The following is a 17,194-nucleotide window of genomic DNA, read 5'->3' as shown; positions in this document are numbered from 1 at the left end:
CGCCTCGGCCAGTGTGGGGGCCAGCGCGGCGCAGTCCAGCACCACCAGCGGCCCCTGCCAGCGCGGCGACAGATAGTGCAGTCGCGCGGCGGCAAGCTCCTTGCCGGTGCCGCGTTCGCCCGCCAGCAGCACGGGTCGGTCCACGCGCGCCACACGAGAAAGCGCCTCCTGAAAGGCGAGAAACGCGTCCGACTGGCCGATGGCCTCGGTCAGTGCTGGCGATGCGGCAGCGCGCGTGCGATCGTGCATTGTTGATTCAACCATATTTTGGTGATTTTCACCAGAGATTGGGATAAATCAATTTTGCGGGCGGTGTGCATCGCCCGGCATGTTGAGGTCATTCCCAGTGATTGCTCATGGTTGCCTCCTGCGGGCTGGCTGGCACGGTTGCTGCTTTCCTGCTGACACGAATGCACGACGCACCGCAGGAGGCGATCATGGGTATCTTTTCGCGATTCAAGGACATCGTCAGTTCCAACATCAGCGCCATGCTGGACAAGGCCGAGGACCCGGAAAAGCTGGTCCGGCTGATGATCCGCGAGATGGAGGAAACGCTGGTGGAACTGAAGGCCGGGTGCGCCTCCAGCATGGCAGAGGCGCGTCGGGTGCGCCGCGAACTGGACGGCGTGCTGGACCAGGTGGACCGCTGGGACCGCCGCGCCGAACTGGCCGTGACCTCCGGGCGCGAGGACCTTGCGCGCGAGGCGCTGCTTGAACGCCGACGCGAGAACGAGCGCGCCGACGCGCTGCGCCGCGAACTGGACGAAATCGACGCGCTGGTGGCACGCACGCAGGGCGACATGGACGTGCTGGACGAAAAGCTGGCAGCCGCGCGCGACAAGCAGCGCATGCTGGTGCAGCGCCATGTTCACGCCCGGGTGCGCCGCCAGGCCCGCGAGGACGTGCGCCGCGCCGCCTCGCTGGAGGTGATGCACCGGTTCGAGGAACTGGAGCGCCGCGTGGAACACATGGAGGCAGAGGCCGACGCCGTGCGCGTGCCCACGGATACGCGCAACGGTCTGGATGCCGCCTTCGCGGACCTGGAAACGCGCGACGAACTGGAGCGCGAGCTGGCCGCCCTGCGCGCCCGCGTGGGCGAACGGGCTGCCAATTCGGGCAAGGGCGCAGCCGCCACGCGCCACAGTGAAGTTTCCGGCGCAGCGGAGTAATCGCCTTGCGCCCGCCGGTTGCAGAGGCTAGGCTGGATGCCCGCGCGGCATCGCCCGTGCAGGATTGGAGTGTGCGCCGTCCTGCATGGGGCCGCGCCAGACTCGCCAGGCGCATCAGGTGCATCAGGCGCACCGCACGTGTTGACGTCCGCGATTCCATCCGGGCTTGCCACCCCGCTGCCCGCGCCACTGGTCACGTCCCGGCGCACGGCGGCACGACAGTTCGAGGCCACGCATGCACGAGCCATACATGTTCGAGGAAATGTTCGCCGTCATGGCGCAACTGGGGCCGGTCATGATGTTCTGGTTCATGGTGCTGCCCGCGCTGGTGGCCGTGCTGTTGCTGGCCATCCTGTACCGCCTGCTGCGCACCCGCGAGGGCGCCACCCCGGCGCATGACGACGAGGCCCGGATGATCCAGGAAATGTACCGTGCCATGGGCCGCATGGAGGAGCGGGTGGAGGCGCTGGAAACGCTGCTGCTCGATCCGGACGGCACGGCGGGGCGTTCCCGGCATGACGCCGGACGCGACGCCCCGCGCGGGCAGGGGAGGGAATGACCATGGCTGGCCACGAAGACAGGTTCGACAGGCGTTCCGGCCGGGGCCGGGGCGGACGTCATTGCTCCAACGGGGAAGGCCGCGACGGGAACGGATTCGACCGTGACGGCGCGGGCCGGGCCGGATGGCATGGCGACGGCGCGCGTCAGGAGGATGTCTGGGACACGCTGCGCGGCGCGCGGGATAGCTGGCATGACCATGGCCCCCGCACCCTGTACCGCGCCCGCGACGGCAAGCTGATGGGCGTGTGCAAGGGGCTTGCGCAACATTTCGGAATGTCGGTATTCATGGTGCGCGCGCTGTTCGTGGCGGCGGCCCTGTTCACCGGGTTCTGGCCCGTGGTGGGATTGTACGTGCTGGCCGGGCTGGTAATGAAGCCGCGCCCTGTGCTGCAACCGGCGGACGCGGGCGAACGCGATTTCTACGGCAGCTACGTGTCCTCGCGGGGCGAGGCGCTGCGCAGGCTGAAGGAAAAGTTCGACCGGCTGGAAGGCCGCATCCGCCGCATGGAGGATGTGGTCACGCGACGAGATTTCGACTGGGACCGCAGGTTTGGCGCCCCGCGCTGACCGGCCATGGGCCGGGAAGAGCGCGGAAGTACTGTCGCGCAGGACGGCCAGCGAGCGGGAATGACGGAAAGGTGCGGGCGTTGCCGCGCAGGGCGTCGCACAGGCCGGGCGGTTCCGGACAACATAGTCCTTCGGGATGGAGAGGCGTCTCCGGACGGGGGCGAGGGCAAAGGCTCTCGCCCCCGTCTACTTTTGGGGAAAGAGAGTGGCGGCGCGCCTTGTTGCAAGCGGCCTCTACGAAGGCAGTCATGCGCTGTTGAACACGCTCGACTTCGTTATGCCTCCGGCGGACAGGGGGTGTTGTAACGAACACCCCCTGTACCCCCGCGTTCCAGGGGCTCCGCCCCTTGGAACCCCGTGTCGTCATGCACCGCATTCTTTCGCCGGGCAGCTTCCCTGCGGCGCAAAGCGCCTCCGGGTGATCTGCCCGGCGGAATGCGCATGTGCACAAATCTCCCGCCCCCCACGCCGCCACTCGGGCGCCTTCCGACACCCCCGTTGCGACGCATGTGCCGCCGCCAAAGCCCGGCGCCACACGCTTCTACGCGCGAATCGTTGGCGTTGCCTCTCGCCTGAAACACAGGCGGCATCGCCCGAGAATTTCCCAATCCTGCCCTCCTTCCTTCAATCCCGTGCGCGGCCTTGGGCGCACGGGGCTGGTGCCGGGAAGGCGGTGTGAAAATAATAGTTTTTTCCGCTGGCAAGGAGGGCGCGTTTCGCCGCAGGGAGTGTATACGGATACTCGACCAAGGCGAAACGCACGCTGACGACATCAGCGGGAAAAAGGCTGTTTTTGCACCGTATTCCTGGCGTTCGGGAGCAGGTGCCCCCTGTCGCTCGCCCCCTCCGTTTCCTTTCCCCGTTGCTGTCCTGTCTCCCTCCTTTAATCCCGTGCGCGGCCTTGGGCGCACGGGGGGCTGGGCCGGGAAGGCGGTGTGAAAATAAGAGTTTTTTCCGCTGGCGAGGAAGGGCGCGTTTCGCCGCGGGGAGTGTATACGGATACTCGACCAAGGCGAAACGCGCACTGACGACGCCAGCGGGAAAAAGACTGTTTTTGCGCCGCATTCCCGGCGTTCAGGAGCAGCCGACCTCCCCGACCTTCCCCACTCCTCTCCCTCCGCCAGCTACCCTCGCGCTACTTCCGGCGCTGCAACAGGTTGCCCGCCACGATCAGCACCAGCCCCGCCAGCGTGGTGGGCAGTATCCGCTCGCCCAGCAGCAGCGCAATGAACACCAGCGACAGAAACGGCGAAAAGAAGATCAGGTTGCCGATGCGCGCCGCAGACTCCGTCAACCGCATTGCCTTCAGCCAGAACACGAAGGCAATGCCCATCTCGAACGCCCCCACGTACGCGGCGGCGGCAAGCCCCGGCCACAGTTCCGCCCGCAACGGCAGCGATGAGAACAACGCCGTGGCTGCCAGCACCAGCGGCAACCCTGCGGCAAAGTTGCAGAACAGCCCAAGCACCGGCTCCAGCGGGCTGCGCGCGTTGCCTACCCAGTACAGCGCCCAGATCACCGTGCTCACCAGCGCCAGCGCCACCCCGGACACGTTGCCCCCGGCCAGCGCGGCCACGTCGCCCCGCGTGGCGATGACCACCACCCCGGCATAGCTCACGGCCACGGCCAGCAATTCGCGCCGGGTCACCCGGTGCCCCAGCAGCGGCACGGAAAGCAGTGTCAGGGTGATGGCCCAGGTGTAGTTCACCGGCTGGGCCACCTGTGCGGGCAGCAGGGCATACGCCTTGAACAGCACGATATAGTAGGCGAAGGGGTTCAACACGCCCAGCAGCGCGGCCCGCAGCAATTCGCGCCGGGGCGCCGCCGCCAGTTCACGGACCAGCCCCCCGACCCCGTGGCGGACCAGCAGGATGGCGGTCAGCACCAGCAGGGACACCACCGTGGACACCAGCAGCAACTGCAGCGGATCCAACTGGCGCAGGGCCAGCTTGAAGGCCGTGGCCACCGTGGACCAGATGGCCACCGTGGCGATGCCGTACAGGTAGGCCTTGCGCTGGTCGGGACGCTGTCCGGCAGCGACAGGCGTGGCAGGGGCAGATACGTCAGGCACAGGCGGGGCGGATTCAGGCGGGTCGGTCAATGCGAGCGAGGCTGACGCACAACCGCCGACAGGGCCGACGCCTCCGGTGCCGGGCGCGGTGTCGGTCGGAGTGCCCTTCGCAGCGGTCGTGTCGCCAGGCGGGCTGTCGTGAGGAGTGGTCATGTGCGCCTCCTGCCGCGTGTACTAGCACCGCCCGGCAGACAATGCCAATGGCGACCCCCCGCTGCGTCCGGTGCTGGACCGGGTGCAATGGGGCACGCCTTTGCGCAATCCGGATTCATGCTGTATGCTTCGCAATACTACGCACCGTCAGTACCGGAGACCGCCATGCCCTTCCGCCATGCCCCGGAAATGCCGCGCCCGCCCAAACAGGCCGCAGCAATCGCACGGACAGCCCCCCACCATTCGCAACCCGGCCAGCCGCACGGCACGGTTATCCCCATGGCGTTGCTGCGCGCCCTGCTGCTGGCCGCCCTGCTTGCGCTGGTGCCCGCCTGCGCCACTCCCACCCTGGCGGAACCGGTTCCGGCCAGTTCCCCATTCCCGGACATTCCCCTGGAAAACGCCGCCACGCCCACCCAACTGACCGCGCTGGGACTTTCCGGCGCAGGGCCGTGGAAGCTCTCGGACATCCGGCCAGCCACAGGGAACAAGACGCAGTTGGTGCTGATCGAAATCTTCAGCATGTACTGCCCGCACTGCCAGCGCGAGGCCCCGCACATGAACCGCCTTGCCGAGATGCTGGCCGCCTCCCCCCTGAAGGACCGCATCACGGTCATCGGCGTGGGCGCGGGCAATACCCGCATGGAAGTGGATCTCTTTCGCGAACGGTACGGGGTGGCCATCCCCCTGTTCGCCGACCCGGACCTTACCGTGCACGAGCAGGTGGGCGAACCCGGCACGCCGCATTTCTTTCTGGTCTCGCTGAAAAACCGCGCCGCCCCCGCCACGCTGCTCTCGCGCACCGGACGCATGGCCTCGCCGCAAGCCTTTCTGGACGAGCTTTCCGCCATCGCCAAACGCAGCAACTGATGCCGACGGACGCACCCGGCTGTCCCGCCGCCCCGACGATACGCCGCCCCGAAAGAAGGTACCAGCCATGCCACGCACTACCGCATCCCGCACGGGCAACCCGTTCCCGGGCCGCACTGTTCTCGCTGGCCGCACGGCCCGGACATCTTCGGTCCCCGGCACGCCGCCCTGGCGCACCGGGCGCACCGGTCGCCTTCTGACCGCCGCCATCCTGATTCTGGCCCTTGTGGCGGTCCTGCCCGCCCCGTCGCCCTCGCAGGCCGCGGGACTGCAGGACCTGCTCTACCCGGATGCCCCCCGCAAGCCGGTGGACAGCGCACTGAAGGTGGCCGTGGGCGACACCGCGCCCGACTTCGCCCTGCCCGCCCTGCCCGGCCCGTACACACCCGCAAGCGGGCCCGCCCCCGGCACAATCCGGCTGTCCGACTTCCGGGGCAAGCGCGCCGTGGTTCTTTCGTTCGTGCCTGCCGCGTTCACCCCGGTCTGCTCCGGGCAATGGCCGGGCTACAACATCGCCCGCGAGGAATTCGAACGGCGCGGCGCGGTCCTGCTGGGCATCACCACCGACAACCTGCCCGCGCTGTACGCCTGGACCCGCGAGATGGCCGAACGCACCCCCGAAAACGGCAACGATGAGGGGCAAGGCGCGGGCAGTGTCGGCGAGGGCCAGTCCTCGCCTCCGCCCCGCAAGGGGCGGACAGCCGCACACCGGCAAAGCGAAGCCGACGGCGCGGTTGGCGGCGTGTGGTTTCCGGTGCTGTCCGACTTCTGGCCGCACGGCGCGGTTGCCGCGTCCTACGGCCTGCTGCGCGGCGACGGCATGGCGGAGCGCGCCCTTGTCATCATCGACAGGCAGGGCATCATCCGACACATTCACGTATCCGACGTGAACAAGCGCCCCCCGCTGGACATCATCCTGCGGGCGCTGGATGCCCTGCCCGCCCCCTAGCATCATCACGCAAGCCATCAGGAGCCCCAATGCCCCGCTATACCGGCTTCAACCATCTGGCCATGGTCACCGGCGACATGGAGACCACCGTGCGCTTCTGGCGTGACCTGCTCGGCATGCGCATCGTGGCCGGACTGGGCCACCCAGGCTACCGCCAGTATTTCTTCGAAGTGTCGCCCGTGGACATGATCGCCTTCTTCGAGTGGGACGGCGTGACCCCGGTGGAGGAAAAGGACCACGGCGCACCCGTGCGCGGAGCCGTGGTGTTCGACCACATTTCCGTGGGCGTGGCGACGGACGACGACCTGTGGGAACTCAAGGACAAGCTGGAAGCCGCCGGGTTCTGGTGCTCGGAACTGGTGAACCACGGCTTCATCCACTCGCTGTACAGTTTCGACCCCAACGGACTGGCCATCGAATTCTCCGCACCCGTGCCGGACGCGGACGTGCGGGCAGCCCCGCGCATGACCGATACACAGCCCGTGCCCGCCGCGCAGGAAGGGCCGGATCCGACTCCCGGCCACTGGCCGCCGGTTGCTGCGCCCACTCCGCTGGCCGACCGCCGGGTGTACCCTGGAGAAGGCGACGACTTCCTGCGGCTCAAGCACAACGCCTGGGACACCATGAAACGCAACCCGGCATGACGACAGACCAGGGTATGCAACGGCTCCCGGGCACGGCGCCGCATTCCCCAGGCCTTATCTGCCCGCGTTACCGCATGCGCGCACCCTCCATCCCGCAAGTGCCGCCACCCATTCGCCGCTCCCCGGTCACATCCCGACAACATTCGGGAGCGGCGTTGCGTTTTCACCTACTGCCATGCGGAGCAAGGTGTATCATATTACATGTAAAAAAATAATGGAGTTGCGCATCGCATGGTGATAATGCAGTGCGCATGCGCGTTGCGAAGTACGGAAGAGCATGATGTTTACCGGAAAAACGGTGCGTCATGCAGCAGACGGAACCGCTTCCCGCATGCGGGGTGCGACGATGTCGGCCAGAGTGGCCCCATCGATGACGTTGCACCTCCGCCACCGCAAAGGAGAACCGAAATGGAAGAATATCTCAAGCAGGCCCTCGACATCGTGAAGGCTCAGGCCAGCGTCCGCACCATGAACGAGGAAGAGATCAGTTCCATGGTGCAGAAGATCGCGCTGGCCATCCGCCAGATCAGCGATGGCGTTCCCAGCGAGGAACAGGCCGCGCCCGAAGCGCCGCTGCCCGACGCCGCAAAGGCGCTGAAGGAAAAATCCATCACCTGCCTGGAATGTGGAAAGACCTTCAAGATCCTGACTCGCAAGCACCTGGCCTCTCACGATCTCACGCCCGACAGCTACCGGGACAAGTACGGCTACCGCAAGGACATGCCCCTGGTCTGCAAGTCGCTGCAACGCGAACGCCGCAAGAAGATGAAGGACATGAAGCTGTGGGAGAAGCGCCGCAAGCAGGCGTAGCGCCCGGCGGGCAATCCGCCGCGCCCCCCCTTCATACCGCTCAGCACCCTTCATGCCCCGCATGACGGATCCCGGACGCCCCGGCGGCACCTGCCGCCGGGGCGTCGCCCTTGCTGCTTCCCTGGCACTCCATTGTCGCTCCCTCGCTGCGTTCTTCAACTGTCGTGGCGCCCCCCGCCGCAGCGGCAATCCCTGCCATGACGGTCAGGACAGCCACACCGGGGCGCACACCGCCTGCATCACCCGCGCCCGCCGATGGCGGCATGCACCATCCCCGCCCTGCCGGACCGGAAAAGACACACGCGAAAGCACTGCCCCAGCTCATGCCAGTGGACACCCGGATACCGCACGGATAGTGTGCGCCCATCGGTCCTTCCGCCCACACTGCGCCGTGCAGTGACCGGCATTTCTCCGGCAATGCCGCAGGCTGGCACAGTACAGCCATGCGGCAGCCGCCGCCCGGCATTCCCGCGCGGCGCGCGCCCTGCACCCCTTGCATCAACCACCGCCATGCCCGCACCACGCACCGCCCCCGTTTCTTCCGCCACCCTGGCGCTCCTGCTGGCCATGCTGCTGTGGAGCAGTTCGTTCATCGCCATGAAGGTGGCGCTGGAAGGGTTCCACCCCATGGTGGTGGTGTTCGGCCGCATGGGCATTTCGTCGGCGGTGTTCCTGGCCCTGTGGCGCAACTTTCGCCACGTGCGGTACCGCAAGGGCGACTGGAAACGCCTGGGCGCCATGGCGCTGTGCGAGCCGTGCCTGTACTTCGTGTTCGAGGCGTACGCCCTGCGCTACACATCGGCCTCGCAGGCGGGCATGATCGTTTCGGTAATGCCGCTGTGCGTGGCCGTGGCCGCGTGGATCGTGCTGGGCGAACGGCTGGCCCGCCGGGTGTGGTCCGGGTTCGTGCTGGCCATCATCGGGGTGGTCTGGCTGAGCCTTGGCGGGGCCAGTTCCGACAACGCGCCCAATCCGCTGCTGGGCAACCTGCTGGAACTATGCGCCATGGTCAGCGCCACCGGCTACGTCATCAACGCCAAGAAGCTGTCTGCCACGTATCCGCCGCTGTTCATCACCGCCGTGCAGTCGCTGGCAGGCAGCGCGTTCTTTCTGCCGTTGCTGTTCCTGCCCACCACCCAGCTGCCCGACGCCTTCCCGCTGCTGCCCACGCTGTCGGTGATCTATCTGGGCACGTGCATCTCGCTGGGGGCCTACGGGCTGTACAACTTCGGCGTCAGCCGCCTGCCCGCCGGACAGGCTTCGGCGTTCATCAACCTGATTCCGGTGATCACCCTGCTCATGGGCCGGGTGTTGCTGGGCGACCAGTTGACGCCGCAGCAGTACGCGGCATCCGTCCTGGTGCTGGTGGGCGTGCTGCTTTCGCAGGGCCGGGGCGTGACCGCACCCGAAAAGACAGTGCCGGACGAATCCGCGCCGAACGACCCCGCCCGGCTGCGGGGCGGGGAAAAGTAACCCCCGCCGGTCTCCTCCCGCACAACGCCAAAGGCCGCCCCCGGTTCCGGAGGCGGCCTTCATGCAGCATGGGGACTCTGCCGGAACGGCACGCTACGTGCGCTTCAGCTCCAGCGCCTTCTGGATCATGGAATCCGCCGTCATGATCGACTTGGAGTTGGTCTGGAAGCCGCGCTGATAGATGATCATGTTCACGAACTCCCGCTCCATGGACACGTTGGACTGCTCCAGGCTCTTGGCGGCCACGGCTCCGTAGTTCTCGGTGTCGGGCAGGCCCTCTTCCGCTACGCCGGATTCCTTGGTGGCCGAGAAGTGGTTCATGCCCTCGCGGCGCAATCCGTCCTCACTGGTGAAGCGGTACAGGGTAATGCGGTACAGGTCGTCGACCTGGCCGTTGCTGTAGCGCCCGCTGATGATACCATCCGAACTGATGTCGATGCCCGCCAGAAAGCCCTGCGCGTACCCATCCTGCTTGGTCCGGATTTCCGACGAACTGCCGCCGTAGGCCGTGGTGCTTACCGCCGCCAGGGTGGCCCCGGCCATGCCCATCAGGCTTGCTGCGTTGGAACCCACGGCAGCCGGGCTGCCCGCCCCCGCCGTCCACGCCCCGGTGGACGAGGACAGGCCAAGGTCCAGCCCCACCGACTGCGTTCCCCCGCCGCCTGCGAAGGTGGCGGTGAACTGCGGCAATCCGTCGGCGCCGAACGACGCTGGCGCCCAGTTGCTGAGGTTGGTGGCGTCGGCGCCCGAGGGCGTGTAGGCGGACATGTTCACCAACTGCCCGGAGGAATTGAAGGTAAGCGTACCGGACATAAGCAGGCCGGCCGCGGATGTTCCGGCCATGCCCGAACCGTCGTGCGCCGGGTCCATGCCCACCACGAACTCGAAGTACTTGTTGCCGCCGCCCTGTCCGGCGCCGTCGAAATAGATGGTCACGTCGTGGGCATTGCCCGTGGCGTCGTAGACCTTGATGGACTGCTTGTACGTGTAGGCCGAGTCGCCCAGGGGGCTTTCCGCCGTGCCGTTCCACTTGGACAGCAGCGAAAAGTACGGGTTGGCCGCATCCGACGACCTGTCGCCCGATCCCAGGTTGTTCAGCGCCGTGATGGACGTGGTGGCCTTGGCAGGCATGACGTTGCGCCCGCCCGTGCCCGGCGGCAGGCTGATGGGGCCGGCGGCGCCCTCCACCCCGTCGGTGATGGCCCGACCGCTCAGCACGAAGCCGTTGGGGTCCACCAGGCTTCCGTCCTTGTCGAACCGGAAGTTGCCCGCGCGGGTGTAGTGCGTCTTGCCGTCCAGCGAAACCTGGAAGAACCCCTTGCCGTTGATGGACAGGTCGGTAATGTCGGTGCCCGATTCGTACGGTCCCTGCCCGTGCACGGTACGGATGTCCGTCAGGCGCGTGCCCAGACCCACCTGGCTGATGGAAGTGGAGGCCGAGTTTCCCGTGCCCGCGTACTGGCTCATGAGGTCCTCGAACAGCGCCTGCTGTTGCTTGAACCCCACGGTGTTCACGTTGGCCAGGTTGTTGCCGACCGCCTGCATGCCCTGCGCAAGGGTTTTCATGCCGGTGGCGCCGGAATAGAGGGCGCGTAACATGCGTATCTCCTCGGGCGCGAAGTGCCCCGGTGCGTAACGCATCTCCCTGCCATCCCGATGGAAGGCGGGCACGCGCAACCGGGGAAGATTCTTCCCTGCGGGTTCGCAAAGCACGAGCCGTGCCAGCGCAAAGCGGCGCGAAGCAACCTTCCGGAATGTAAAGAATGACGTTTTCCCAAACGCCCCGGGTGCGGCAGAACCTGCCCATGGCGACCATGGCCTCACGCGCTGACGGCAGCAGCCCACCAAGGGTACTCATGCCTAGGGCATGCGATCCGCGCACGACGCCGGGCTAGCAGCCAACCCGGCGGCAACTGGCATGCCGTGCGAAGCCCCGCACAGGCCGGTTTCCGCTCCAGCCACGACAGGCTGCACCAGGCGACTGGCCACGCGACGCGATCGCATTGCGCACCTGACCGCACTACGTGACAGGGCCGCGCGACATGTGCCGCGCGGCCCTGAAAACGTCATGTCCGGGAACAGGAGGGATGCCCGCCCAGCCCGCCCTGCAAGCCCCTCGAATCCCGCACGCCCCGCTACCCGGCGATGCCGGTGCGGCCCTTCCACGAGATCACGGTGTTGATGAGCAACTGGGCAATGGTCATGGGCCCCACGCCGCCGGGCACCGGGGTCATGGCCGATGCGATGCAGCTGATGTCGTCGTACTTGCAGTCGCCCACCAGCCCTTCGTCGGTACGGTGAATGCCCACATCCACCACCACCGCGCCGGGCTTGACCATGTCCGAGGTGACCAGGCAGGGCCGCCCCGCCGCCACGAACAGGAAGTCCGCCTGGCGGCATTCCTCGGCCAGGTTCGGCGTGCCGGAATGGCATACCGTCACCGTGGCGTTGGCGTACTTGCCGGGCGCGCCCAGCATCAGCGCCAGCGGCTTGCCCACGATGTTGCTGCGCCCCACCACCACGGCCTTCTTGCCCGAAGGCGACAGGTCGTACCGCTCCAGCAGGGTCATCACCCCCGCCGGGGTGCACGGACGAAAGCCCGGCAGCCCCAACGCCAGACGCCCCATGTTTTCGGGGTGAAAGCCGTCCACGTCCTTTCTGGGGCTGATGCGCTCCAGGCAACGCTGGCTGTTCAGCCCCTTGGGCAGCGGCAGTTGCAGCAGAATGCCGTCGATGTCCGCGCGCCCGTTCAGTTCGTCGATGAGCACTTCCAGCGCTTCCTGCGTGGTGTCCGCAGGCAGGCGAAACGCCTCGGACCGGATGCCCGCCTCTTCGCAGCCGCGCTCCTTGTTGCGCACGTACACCTGCGAGGCGGGATCCTCGCCCACCAGGATCACCGCCAACCCCGGCGCACGGCCCGCCGCCGCAAGCCCCGCCGACACATCTTCCTTCAATTCCGCGCGAATGGCCGCAGCCGTCGCCTTGCCGTCGAGCAGCAACATGTCTCCAACCTCCCGAAATCCGGCGCGCGTGCGCGCCGCCTGTCCGATTCCGCTGCCCGGCACCGTCTTGCGTTCCGGTCGCATCCGCCATGTGTCGCGGCCCTGCTTCTCCGTGAGAGAACGGGCGGCCTTTGAAATATCGGGGCGCTGCCCCGTACCCCGCCGGGGGAGCATGCTCCCCCGGTCCCCCTGTCCTGGGGACGGGTGCAAACTGAAGCTATGTGCCGGGCCGCGGCCAGTGCCTTTCCTGCATCATTGCCCCGCCCGAAAGCAAAAGGGAGGGAGCCACGCAGGCCCCCTCCCCCGATGTACGCGACAGCGCGCTATTCCTCGCCTTCTTCCTCGAAGCCGAAGTGCGAGCTCATCATGGGCCCGAAGTAGATGCCCGTGTCGTCCAGGTCTTCCTCGATGCGCAGCAGTTGGTTGTACTTGGCCAGCCGGTCGCTACGGCACAGCGAACCGGTCTTGATCTGCCCGGCGTTCAGGCCCACGGCCAGATCCGAGATGAAGTGGTCCTCGGTCTCGCCCGAACGGTGCGAAATCACCGTGGTGTACGCAGCCTGCTTGGCCATCTCGATGGTGTCCAGGGTCTCGGTCAGCGTACCGATCTGGTTCAGCTTGATGAGAATGGAGTTGGCCACGCCCTCGTCGATGCCTTCGGCCAGGATGTCCGGGTTGGTCACGAAAATGTCGTCGCCCACCAACTGGATGGTGTCGCCCAGCTTGTAGGTCAGCTCGCGCCAGCCGTCCCAGTCGGCTTCGGCCAGGCCGTCCTCGATGGAGATCAGCGGGTAGCGGGTGGTGAATTCGCCCAGCCACTCCACCATCTCGGAATTGGACAGGTTCTTGCCTTCGCCCGCCAGCACGTACTTGCCGTCCTTGTGGAACTCGGAGGCGGCGGCGTCGATGGCCAGCGCGATTTCCGCGCCGGGAATGTAGCCCGCTTCCTCGATGGCCTTCATGATGTAGCGGAAGGCCTCGTCGTGGTTCTTCAGGTTGGGGGCAAAGCCGCCCTCGTCGCCCACGCTGGTCACGTGACCGTCGGCGGCCAGCAGCGCCTTCAGGGTGTGGAAGGTCTCGGCGCCCATGCGCAGCGCATCGCGGAAGGTGGCCGCGCCGATGGGCATGATCATGAATTCCTGAATATCCAGGTTGTTGGGCGCGTGGGCGCCGCCATTGATGATGTTCATCAGCGGCACGGGCAGCACCTTGGCGTTCACGCCGCCCAGGTACTGGTACAGCGGCAGGCCCAGAAAGCTGGAGGCGGCGCGCGCGGTGGCCAGCGATACGCCCAGCATGGCGTTGGCGCCCAGACGCGACTTGTTGTCGGTGCCGTCCAGGTCCAGCAGGGTGTTGTCCACCTGCACCTGACGCAGGGAATCCAGCCCCACGACGGCCTCGGCGATTTCACCCATCACGATGTCCACGGCCTTCTCGACGCCCTTGCCCTTGTAGCGGCCCTTGTCGCCGTCGCGCATTTCCAATGCTTCGCGGGTGCCGGTGGAGGCGCCGGAAGGCACGGCGGCGCGACCGGTGTGGCCCGATTCCAGGGAGACTTCCACCTCGACGGTGGGGTTGCCGCGGGAGTCAAGGATTTCCCTCGCCCAGACGGATACGATGGTGCTCATCTGCATCTCCTTGGTCCTTTCATGTTCGTCGGGTTTCTGTCGGAATGTCGATACCAGACGCAACGCGTTGGAACCTGCTGCCAACGCAGTGCGCCGAAATGTCAGCAGATACGTGAGAACACCTGGCGATTCCTGCCGCTACGAGGACATAAAGACCGTAATGCGGCGGGCCCTACCGGGTTTCACGTTCCAGATACAACAACCGCAGGCCCTCCAGCAGAAGGTCGGGCCTGACGTGGTCGAAACAGCGGCTCACCCGCGCGATGTCCCGGGCGAATCCGCCCGTGGCCACCACCTCGGTGGGGCCGGGCAGCACGCCGCCAAGACGGGCCAGCACCCCTTCGGTCATGGACGCGAAGCCGAAAATGAAGCCGTGATTCAGGCTGGTGGTGGTGGACCTGCCGATGACCGGCGAGTCCTCTTCCACTTCCAGGCTGATGCGCGGCAGCTTGGCCGTGCGCGACGACAACGCCCCGGCGGACGACAGTACGCCGGGACAAATCAAACCACCAAGATACGCACCGTCTTCCACACAGTCAAACGTGGTGGCGGTGCCGAAATCCACGGATACCAGCGACCGGGGGCCGGGGTACAGCCGCCGGGCGGCATAGGCCGCCACCAGTCGGTCGGCCCCCACTTCGGCGGGGCGCTCGTAGCGGTTTTCCAACGGGATGGCGATGTCGCCGGGCGCGAACAGCAGCTTGCGGTACAGGTAGCGTTCGCAGGCGCGGCGGATCAGCGGGTTGACGCCGGGCACCACCGAACTGGCCACGCAGGCCCCCACGTCCGCCGGCCCCAGCCCGGCATGGCGCAACACCTCCAGCAGGCGCAGCCCGATGGAGTCGGCCGTCTGGCCGGGGTCGGTGGGCAGCACGTACGAAGTCAGCACGGCGGTTTCCACCGCGATGCCGATCTTGACGTTGGTGTTGCCGATGTCGAACAGCAGAAAATGCTGGGTCATGCCGCTTCCCGTATGCATGGATGTGGCCGCTGCCATCCCGTACGCGATGCACCTGTGCGCAAGTGTAGCCTGTTCGGACGGAAACGCAACCGTGGCGCGCCGCTTCGCCTACCCCAAAGCGGTCCGATTCGCAACGGTTCGCGGGCCGCTGGCGGGAAGGGAAATGGCGGGCCGCAACGGGTGCGGAGGATGCGCCCTGTCCCGGCCTGCCATCCGCCAGGCCGGGTCGCCAGCGCCGCCCCCGGATACTGGCCGACATGGCCCATACTGGCAGACACTTGCCGATGCCGGGCGCGCCTGCCTGTGCCGGGCCTGGGCGAACCGGGCCGAATCGGGCGAAACGGGCCGGTTCTGGCCGGACAACGAGGTGGCGCGGCACTGGCCCCCCGTTCGTCCCCAGTTGTACGCGACCGTGGATGGCCGTGGGCGCCGCCTGCCGGTTTGCACGTCGCTTGCATCAGTATCGGGGCATACGGAAAAAACTTCCAGGAGGCCGCCATGACCACGGGCATCACCACCATTTCGCAAGATACCTTCTCGCGCATCGACACGCTGCTGGCGCATGCCCGCGAGACCACCGAGGCCAAGCGATCCTCGCTCGACGCTGCCGGTTCCCAGGCCGCCCACGCCGCCCCGGCAGGGCTGAACGCCAATGCCGATGTGCCCCCCGCCGAGGCCGACCAGGCCTACAGTGCGGTCATGAACATGCTGGGCGCCCCATCCGGCGACGCGCACCGCTCGCTGGATCCGGAACGGGTGGCCCGCCTGCTGGACCTGTAGGCCCGCCTGCGGGCCGTCCCCCGGCAGTGCGGCAATGCCCGGCAACAGGCCGCTGCCGGTCCGCAAACAGCCCGGCACCGTTGCCGCCCACCGTTGCCGCCCTGTCGGCCACGGGCACGCGGTTTCGGTATTTTTCCGGCGCCGCAACGGCACGACGCCCTCATGCATGCGCAACTTTCGCATGCATGAGGGCGTCGTGCCTGTCCAAATTCCATTGCCGGTCCGGTCCCCATCCGCTGCCGGTCCGCTGCCGGTCCGCTGCCAGCCTGGCGCCGTTGTGCGGTGCGTCCGGTTTCAGAAGCGCCGGGCATGCCGGGCAAGGCCAGTGGCATCACGCCGGATCGGGCTCGCCCCTGCTGCGGGCCAGGGCCGTGTCGTGCACCCGCCTGGCCTGCTCCTTGTCCGGGTCCACCTCCATGGCCTTGCGCAAGTGGCGCAGGGCGCGCTTGGGTTCGCCCGCCTCCAGCAGGGCCTTGCCCATGAGCAGAAACAGCCGGTGTTCGTTGCGGTAGAAGCCCGTGGCCTCTGTGAAGGCTTCGTCCGCCTCGGCCACCTTCTTGTGCTCCAGCAGCCGCCTGCCGTGCAGCAGCAGCTTGTCCAACTGCTGCTTGCGGGCAATGGCCTGCTCGTAGGTTTCCTGTTCCTGCTCGTCGCGCATGGACCGCAGAATACGCGCCAGCATGGCCAGCAACTGCTTCTCGGCCCCCTTCTCGAACGTCAGCCCGCGCGGCGAAATGGCCGCGGCCCGCGCCTTCACGTCTTCGTCGCGCGAGAGCATCTGCACCATCTCGCGCAGCGCACCGTGCAGTTCGGCCAATTCTCGCCCGACGATGCCGCCGTCAACGATAGGCTGCACGCCCGCGGCGGTGGCCGCCAGGGCACGGGACACGTCGTGCCTGTGAAAATATGCCTTGGCTCGCGCCAGGTACTCGCGCGCCTGGCGCGCGTCGCCTTTGGGTGCCACCGGGTTGCCTCCGCTAGGCTGGACGCCGTGCGTCCCGCCCGTTGTGCTCGACGCTGCGGCCATGCTATGCCATGAAGCAAACAGCCCAAGGAGGCCACCATGGCGAAGTATCTGTACCTCGATCAGGACGAATGCATGGCGTGCGAATCGTGCGTCGAACTTTGCCCCGAGGCGTTCAGAATGTCCAGTGCGGGCGAATATGCGGAGGTCATCGACCTCAATACCACCGCGGAATGCGTGGAAGACGCCATCTCCACCTGCCCGGTGGAATGTATCGAGTGGCGCGAGGAATAGCCCCGCGTCCCTAAAGCCAACCTGTCCCGCGCCGTCGGGCGAGTCCCCAATCGGCCCCCCGTCCGACTCCCCCGACCAGTTCGCCCGGCATGTGCCATGGGGCAGCCCCTTTCCCGCCCGTTTCGCCACGTTCCACGCGGGCCGCGCGTTCTTGCCAGGACGCGCGGCCCGCATGCTTTCCGGTCACACGTCGGACACGCAGCATCGCGCGAAACCGCCCGTTCGCCTCATGCGCCGCAGACTTGCGGTCCCTGCCGACAGGCTAGTTCGGGCAGCAGCGCCAAGCTCCAGCAATTTC

The 17,194-nt window shown here is 67.0% G+C and carries 17 protein-coding genes; 10 read left to right on the top strand and 7 right to left on the bottom strand.

Annotated features, from left to right (window positions below):
* Positions 1 to 249, bottom strand: a 249-nt coding sequence (locus tag FVW20_RS19505) for a sigma 54-interacting transcriptional regulator (protein ID WP_196610877.1), incomplete at its 3' end; no start/stop codon positions are given.
* 188 nt (positions 250 to 437) lie between these two features.
* On the opposite strand from FVW20_RS19505, the gene pspA reads away from it, so the two are divergent.
* The 3 genes from pspA (at position 438) to pspC (ending at position 2,297) form a co-directional block, all read left to right on the top strand.
* The gene (pspA, locus tag FVW20_RS19500; protein WP_196610876.1) at positions 438 to 1,169 is read left to right on the top strand and encodes a phage shock protein PspA; all 732 of its coding nucleotides are present in this window, start codon (positions 438 to 440) and stop codon (positions 1,167 to 1,169) included.
* A 235-nt stretch (positions 1,170 to 1,404) separates the two neighbouring features.
* Complete coding sequence (gene pspB, locus FVW20_RS19495; protein ID WP_196610875.1) at positions 1,405 to 1,728, top strand: envelope stress response membrane protein PspB; 324 nt, start codon at positions 1,405 to 1,407, stop codon at positions 1,726 to 1,728.
* Between the two features lie 2 nt (positions 1,729 to 1,730).
* Positions 1,731 to 2,297, top strand: a complete 567-nt coding sequence (gene pspC / locus FVW20_RS19950) for an envelope stress response membrane protein PspC (protein ID WP_196610874.1) — start codon at positions 1,731 to 1,733, stop codon at positions 2,295 to 2,297.
* Positions 2,298 to 3,432: 1,135 nt separating this feature from the next.
* On the opposite strand, the gene FVW20_RS19485 is transcribed toward pspC, so the two are convergent.
* On the bottom strand, positions 3,433 to 4,521 hold the full coding sequence (locus tag FVW20_RS19485) for a DMT family transporter (protein ID WP_231039276.1): 1,089 nt from the start codon (positions 4,519 to 4,521) through the stop codon (positions 3,433 to 3,435).
* Positions 4,522 to 4,686: 165 nt separating this feature from the next.
* Here FVW20_RS19485 and FVW20_RS19480 point away from each other — a divergent pair, with 165 nt between their 5' ends.
* The 5 genes from FVW20_RS19480 to FVW20_RS19460 all read left to right on the top strand — a co-directional run bounded on the left by FVW20_RS19480 (position 4,687) and on the right by FVW20_RS19460 (position 9,267).
* Positions 4,687 to 5,391, top strand: a complete 705-nt coding sequence (locus FVW20_RS19480) for a TlpA disulfide reductase family protein (RefSeq protein ID WP_196610873.1) — start codon at positions 4,687 to 4,689, stop codon at positions 5,389 to 5,391.
* 67 nt (positions 5,392 to 5,458) lie between these two features.
* The gene (locus FVW20_RS19475; protein ID WP_196610872.1) at positions 5,459 to 6,340 is read left to right on the top strand and encodes a redoxin domain-containing protein; all 882 of its coding nucleotides are present in this window, start codon (positions 5,459 to 5,461) and stop codon (positions 6,338 to 6,340) included.
* 29 nt (positions 6,341 to 6,369) lie between these two features.
* On the top strand, positions 6,370 to 6,984 hold the full coding sequence (locus FVW20_RS19470; protein WP_196610871.1) for a VOC family protein: 615 nt from the start codon (positions 6,370 to 6,372) through the stop codon (positions 6,982 to 6,984).
* 408 nt (positions 6,985 to 7,392) lie between these two features.
* Positions 7,393 to 7,794 (top strand): Ros/MucR family transcriptional regulator, encoded by a 402-nt coding sequence (locus tag FVW20_RS19465; RefSeq protein ID WP_196610870.1) that lies wholly within the window; start codon positions 7,393 to 7,395, stop codon positions 7,792 to 7,794.
* 510 nt (positions 7,795 to 8,304) lie between these two features.
* Complete coding sequence (locus tag FVW20_RS19460; protein WP_196610869.1) at positions 8,305 to 9,267, top strand: DMT family transporter; 963 nt, start codon at positions 8,305 to 8,307, stop codon at positions 9,265 to 9,267.
* Positions 9,268 to 9,360: 93 nt separating this feature from the next.
* Here the strand turns inward: FVW20_RS19460 and FVW20_RS19455 are convergent, their stop codons facing one another.
* The 4 genes from FVW20_RS19455 to FVW20_RS19440 form a co-directional block, all read right to left on the bottom strand.
* Positions 9,361 to 10,866, bottom strand: a complete 1,506-nt coding sequence (locus FVW20_RS19455) for a flagellar hook protein FlgE (protein WP_196610868.1) — start codon at positions 10,864 to 10,866, stop codon at positions 9,361 to 9,363.
* A gap of 536 nt (positions 10,867 to 11,402) precedes the next feature.
* Positions 11,403 to 12,269, bottom strand: a complete 867-nt coding sequence (gene folD, locus FVW20_RS19450) for a bifunctional methylenetetrahydrofolate dehydrogenase/methenyltetrahydrofolate cyclohydrolase FolD (RefSeq protein WP_196610867.1) — start codon at positions 12,267 to 12,269, stop codon at positions 11,403 to 11,405.
* A gap of 323 nt (positions 12,270 to 12,592) precedes the next feature.
* A complete protein-coding gene (gene eno / locus FVW20_RS19445; RefSeq protein WP_196610866.1) occupies positions 12,593 to 13,897 on the bottom strand; it encodes a phosphopyruvate hydratase in 1,305 nt (434 codons plus the stop codon).
* A gap of 172 nt (positions 13,898 to 14,069) precedes the next feature.
* Entirely contained in the window at positions 14,070 to 14,858 is a 789-nt protein-coding gene (locus FVW20_RS19440) for a type III pantothenate kinase (RefSeq protein ID WP_196610865.1), read from the bottom strand.
* Positions 14,859 to 15,356: 498 nt separating this feature from the next.
* On the opposite strand from FVW20_RS19440, the gene FVW20_RS19435 reads away from it, so the two are divergent.
* The gene (locus tag FVW20_RS19435; RefSeq protein ID WP_196610864.1) at positions 15,357 to 15,638 is read left to right on the top strand and encodes a hypothetical protein; all 282 of its coding nucleotides are present in this window, start codon (positions 15,357 to 15,359) and stop codon (positions 15,636 to 15,638) included.
* 331 nt (positions 15,639 to 15,969) lie between these two features.
* Here FVW20_RS19435 and FVW20_RS19430 read toward each other — a convergent pair whose 3' ends face one another.
* Positions 15,970 to 16,602, bottom strand: a complete 633-nt coding sequence (locus tag FVW20_RS19430; protein WP_196610863.1) for a tetratricopeptide repeat protein — start codon at positions 16,600 to 16,602, stop codon at positions 15,970 to 15,972.
* 99 nt (positions 16,603 to 16,701) lie between these two features.
* On the opposite strand from FVW20_RS19430, the gene FVW20_RS19425 reads away from it, so the two are divergent.
* Positions 16,702 to 16,896 (top strand): ferredoxin, encoded by a 195-nt coding sequence (locus tag FVW20_RS19425; RefSeq protein WP_196610862.1) that lies wholly within the window; start codon positions 16,702 to 16,704, stop codon positions 16,894 to 16,896.
* Positions 16,897 to 17,194: the final 298 nt, after the last annotated feature.

The sequence above is a fragment of the Nitratidesulfovibrio oxamicus genome, assembly GCF_015731765.1.
GTDB lineage: Bacteria > Desulfobacterota > Desulfovibrionia > Desulfovibrionales > Desulfovibrionaceae > Cupidesulfovibrio > Cupidesulfovibrio oxamicus.
This window is presented reverse-complemented; position numbering and strand designations above follow the sequence as displayed.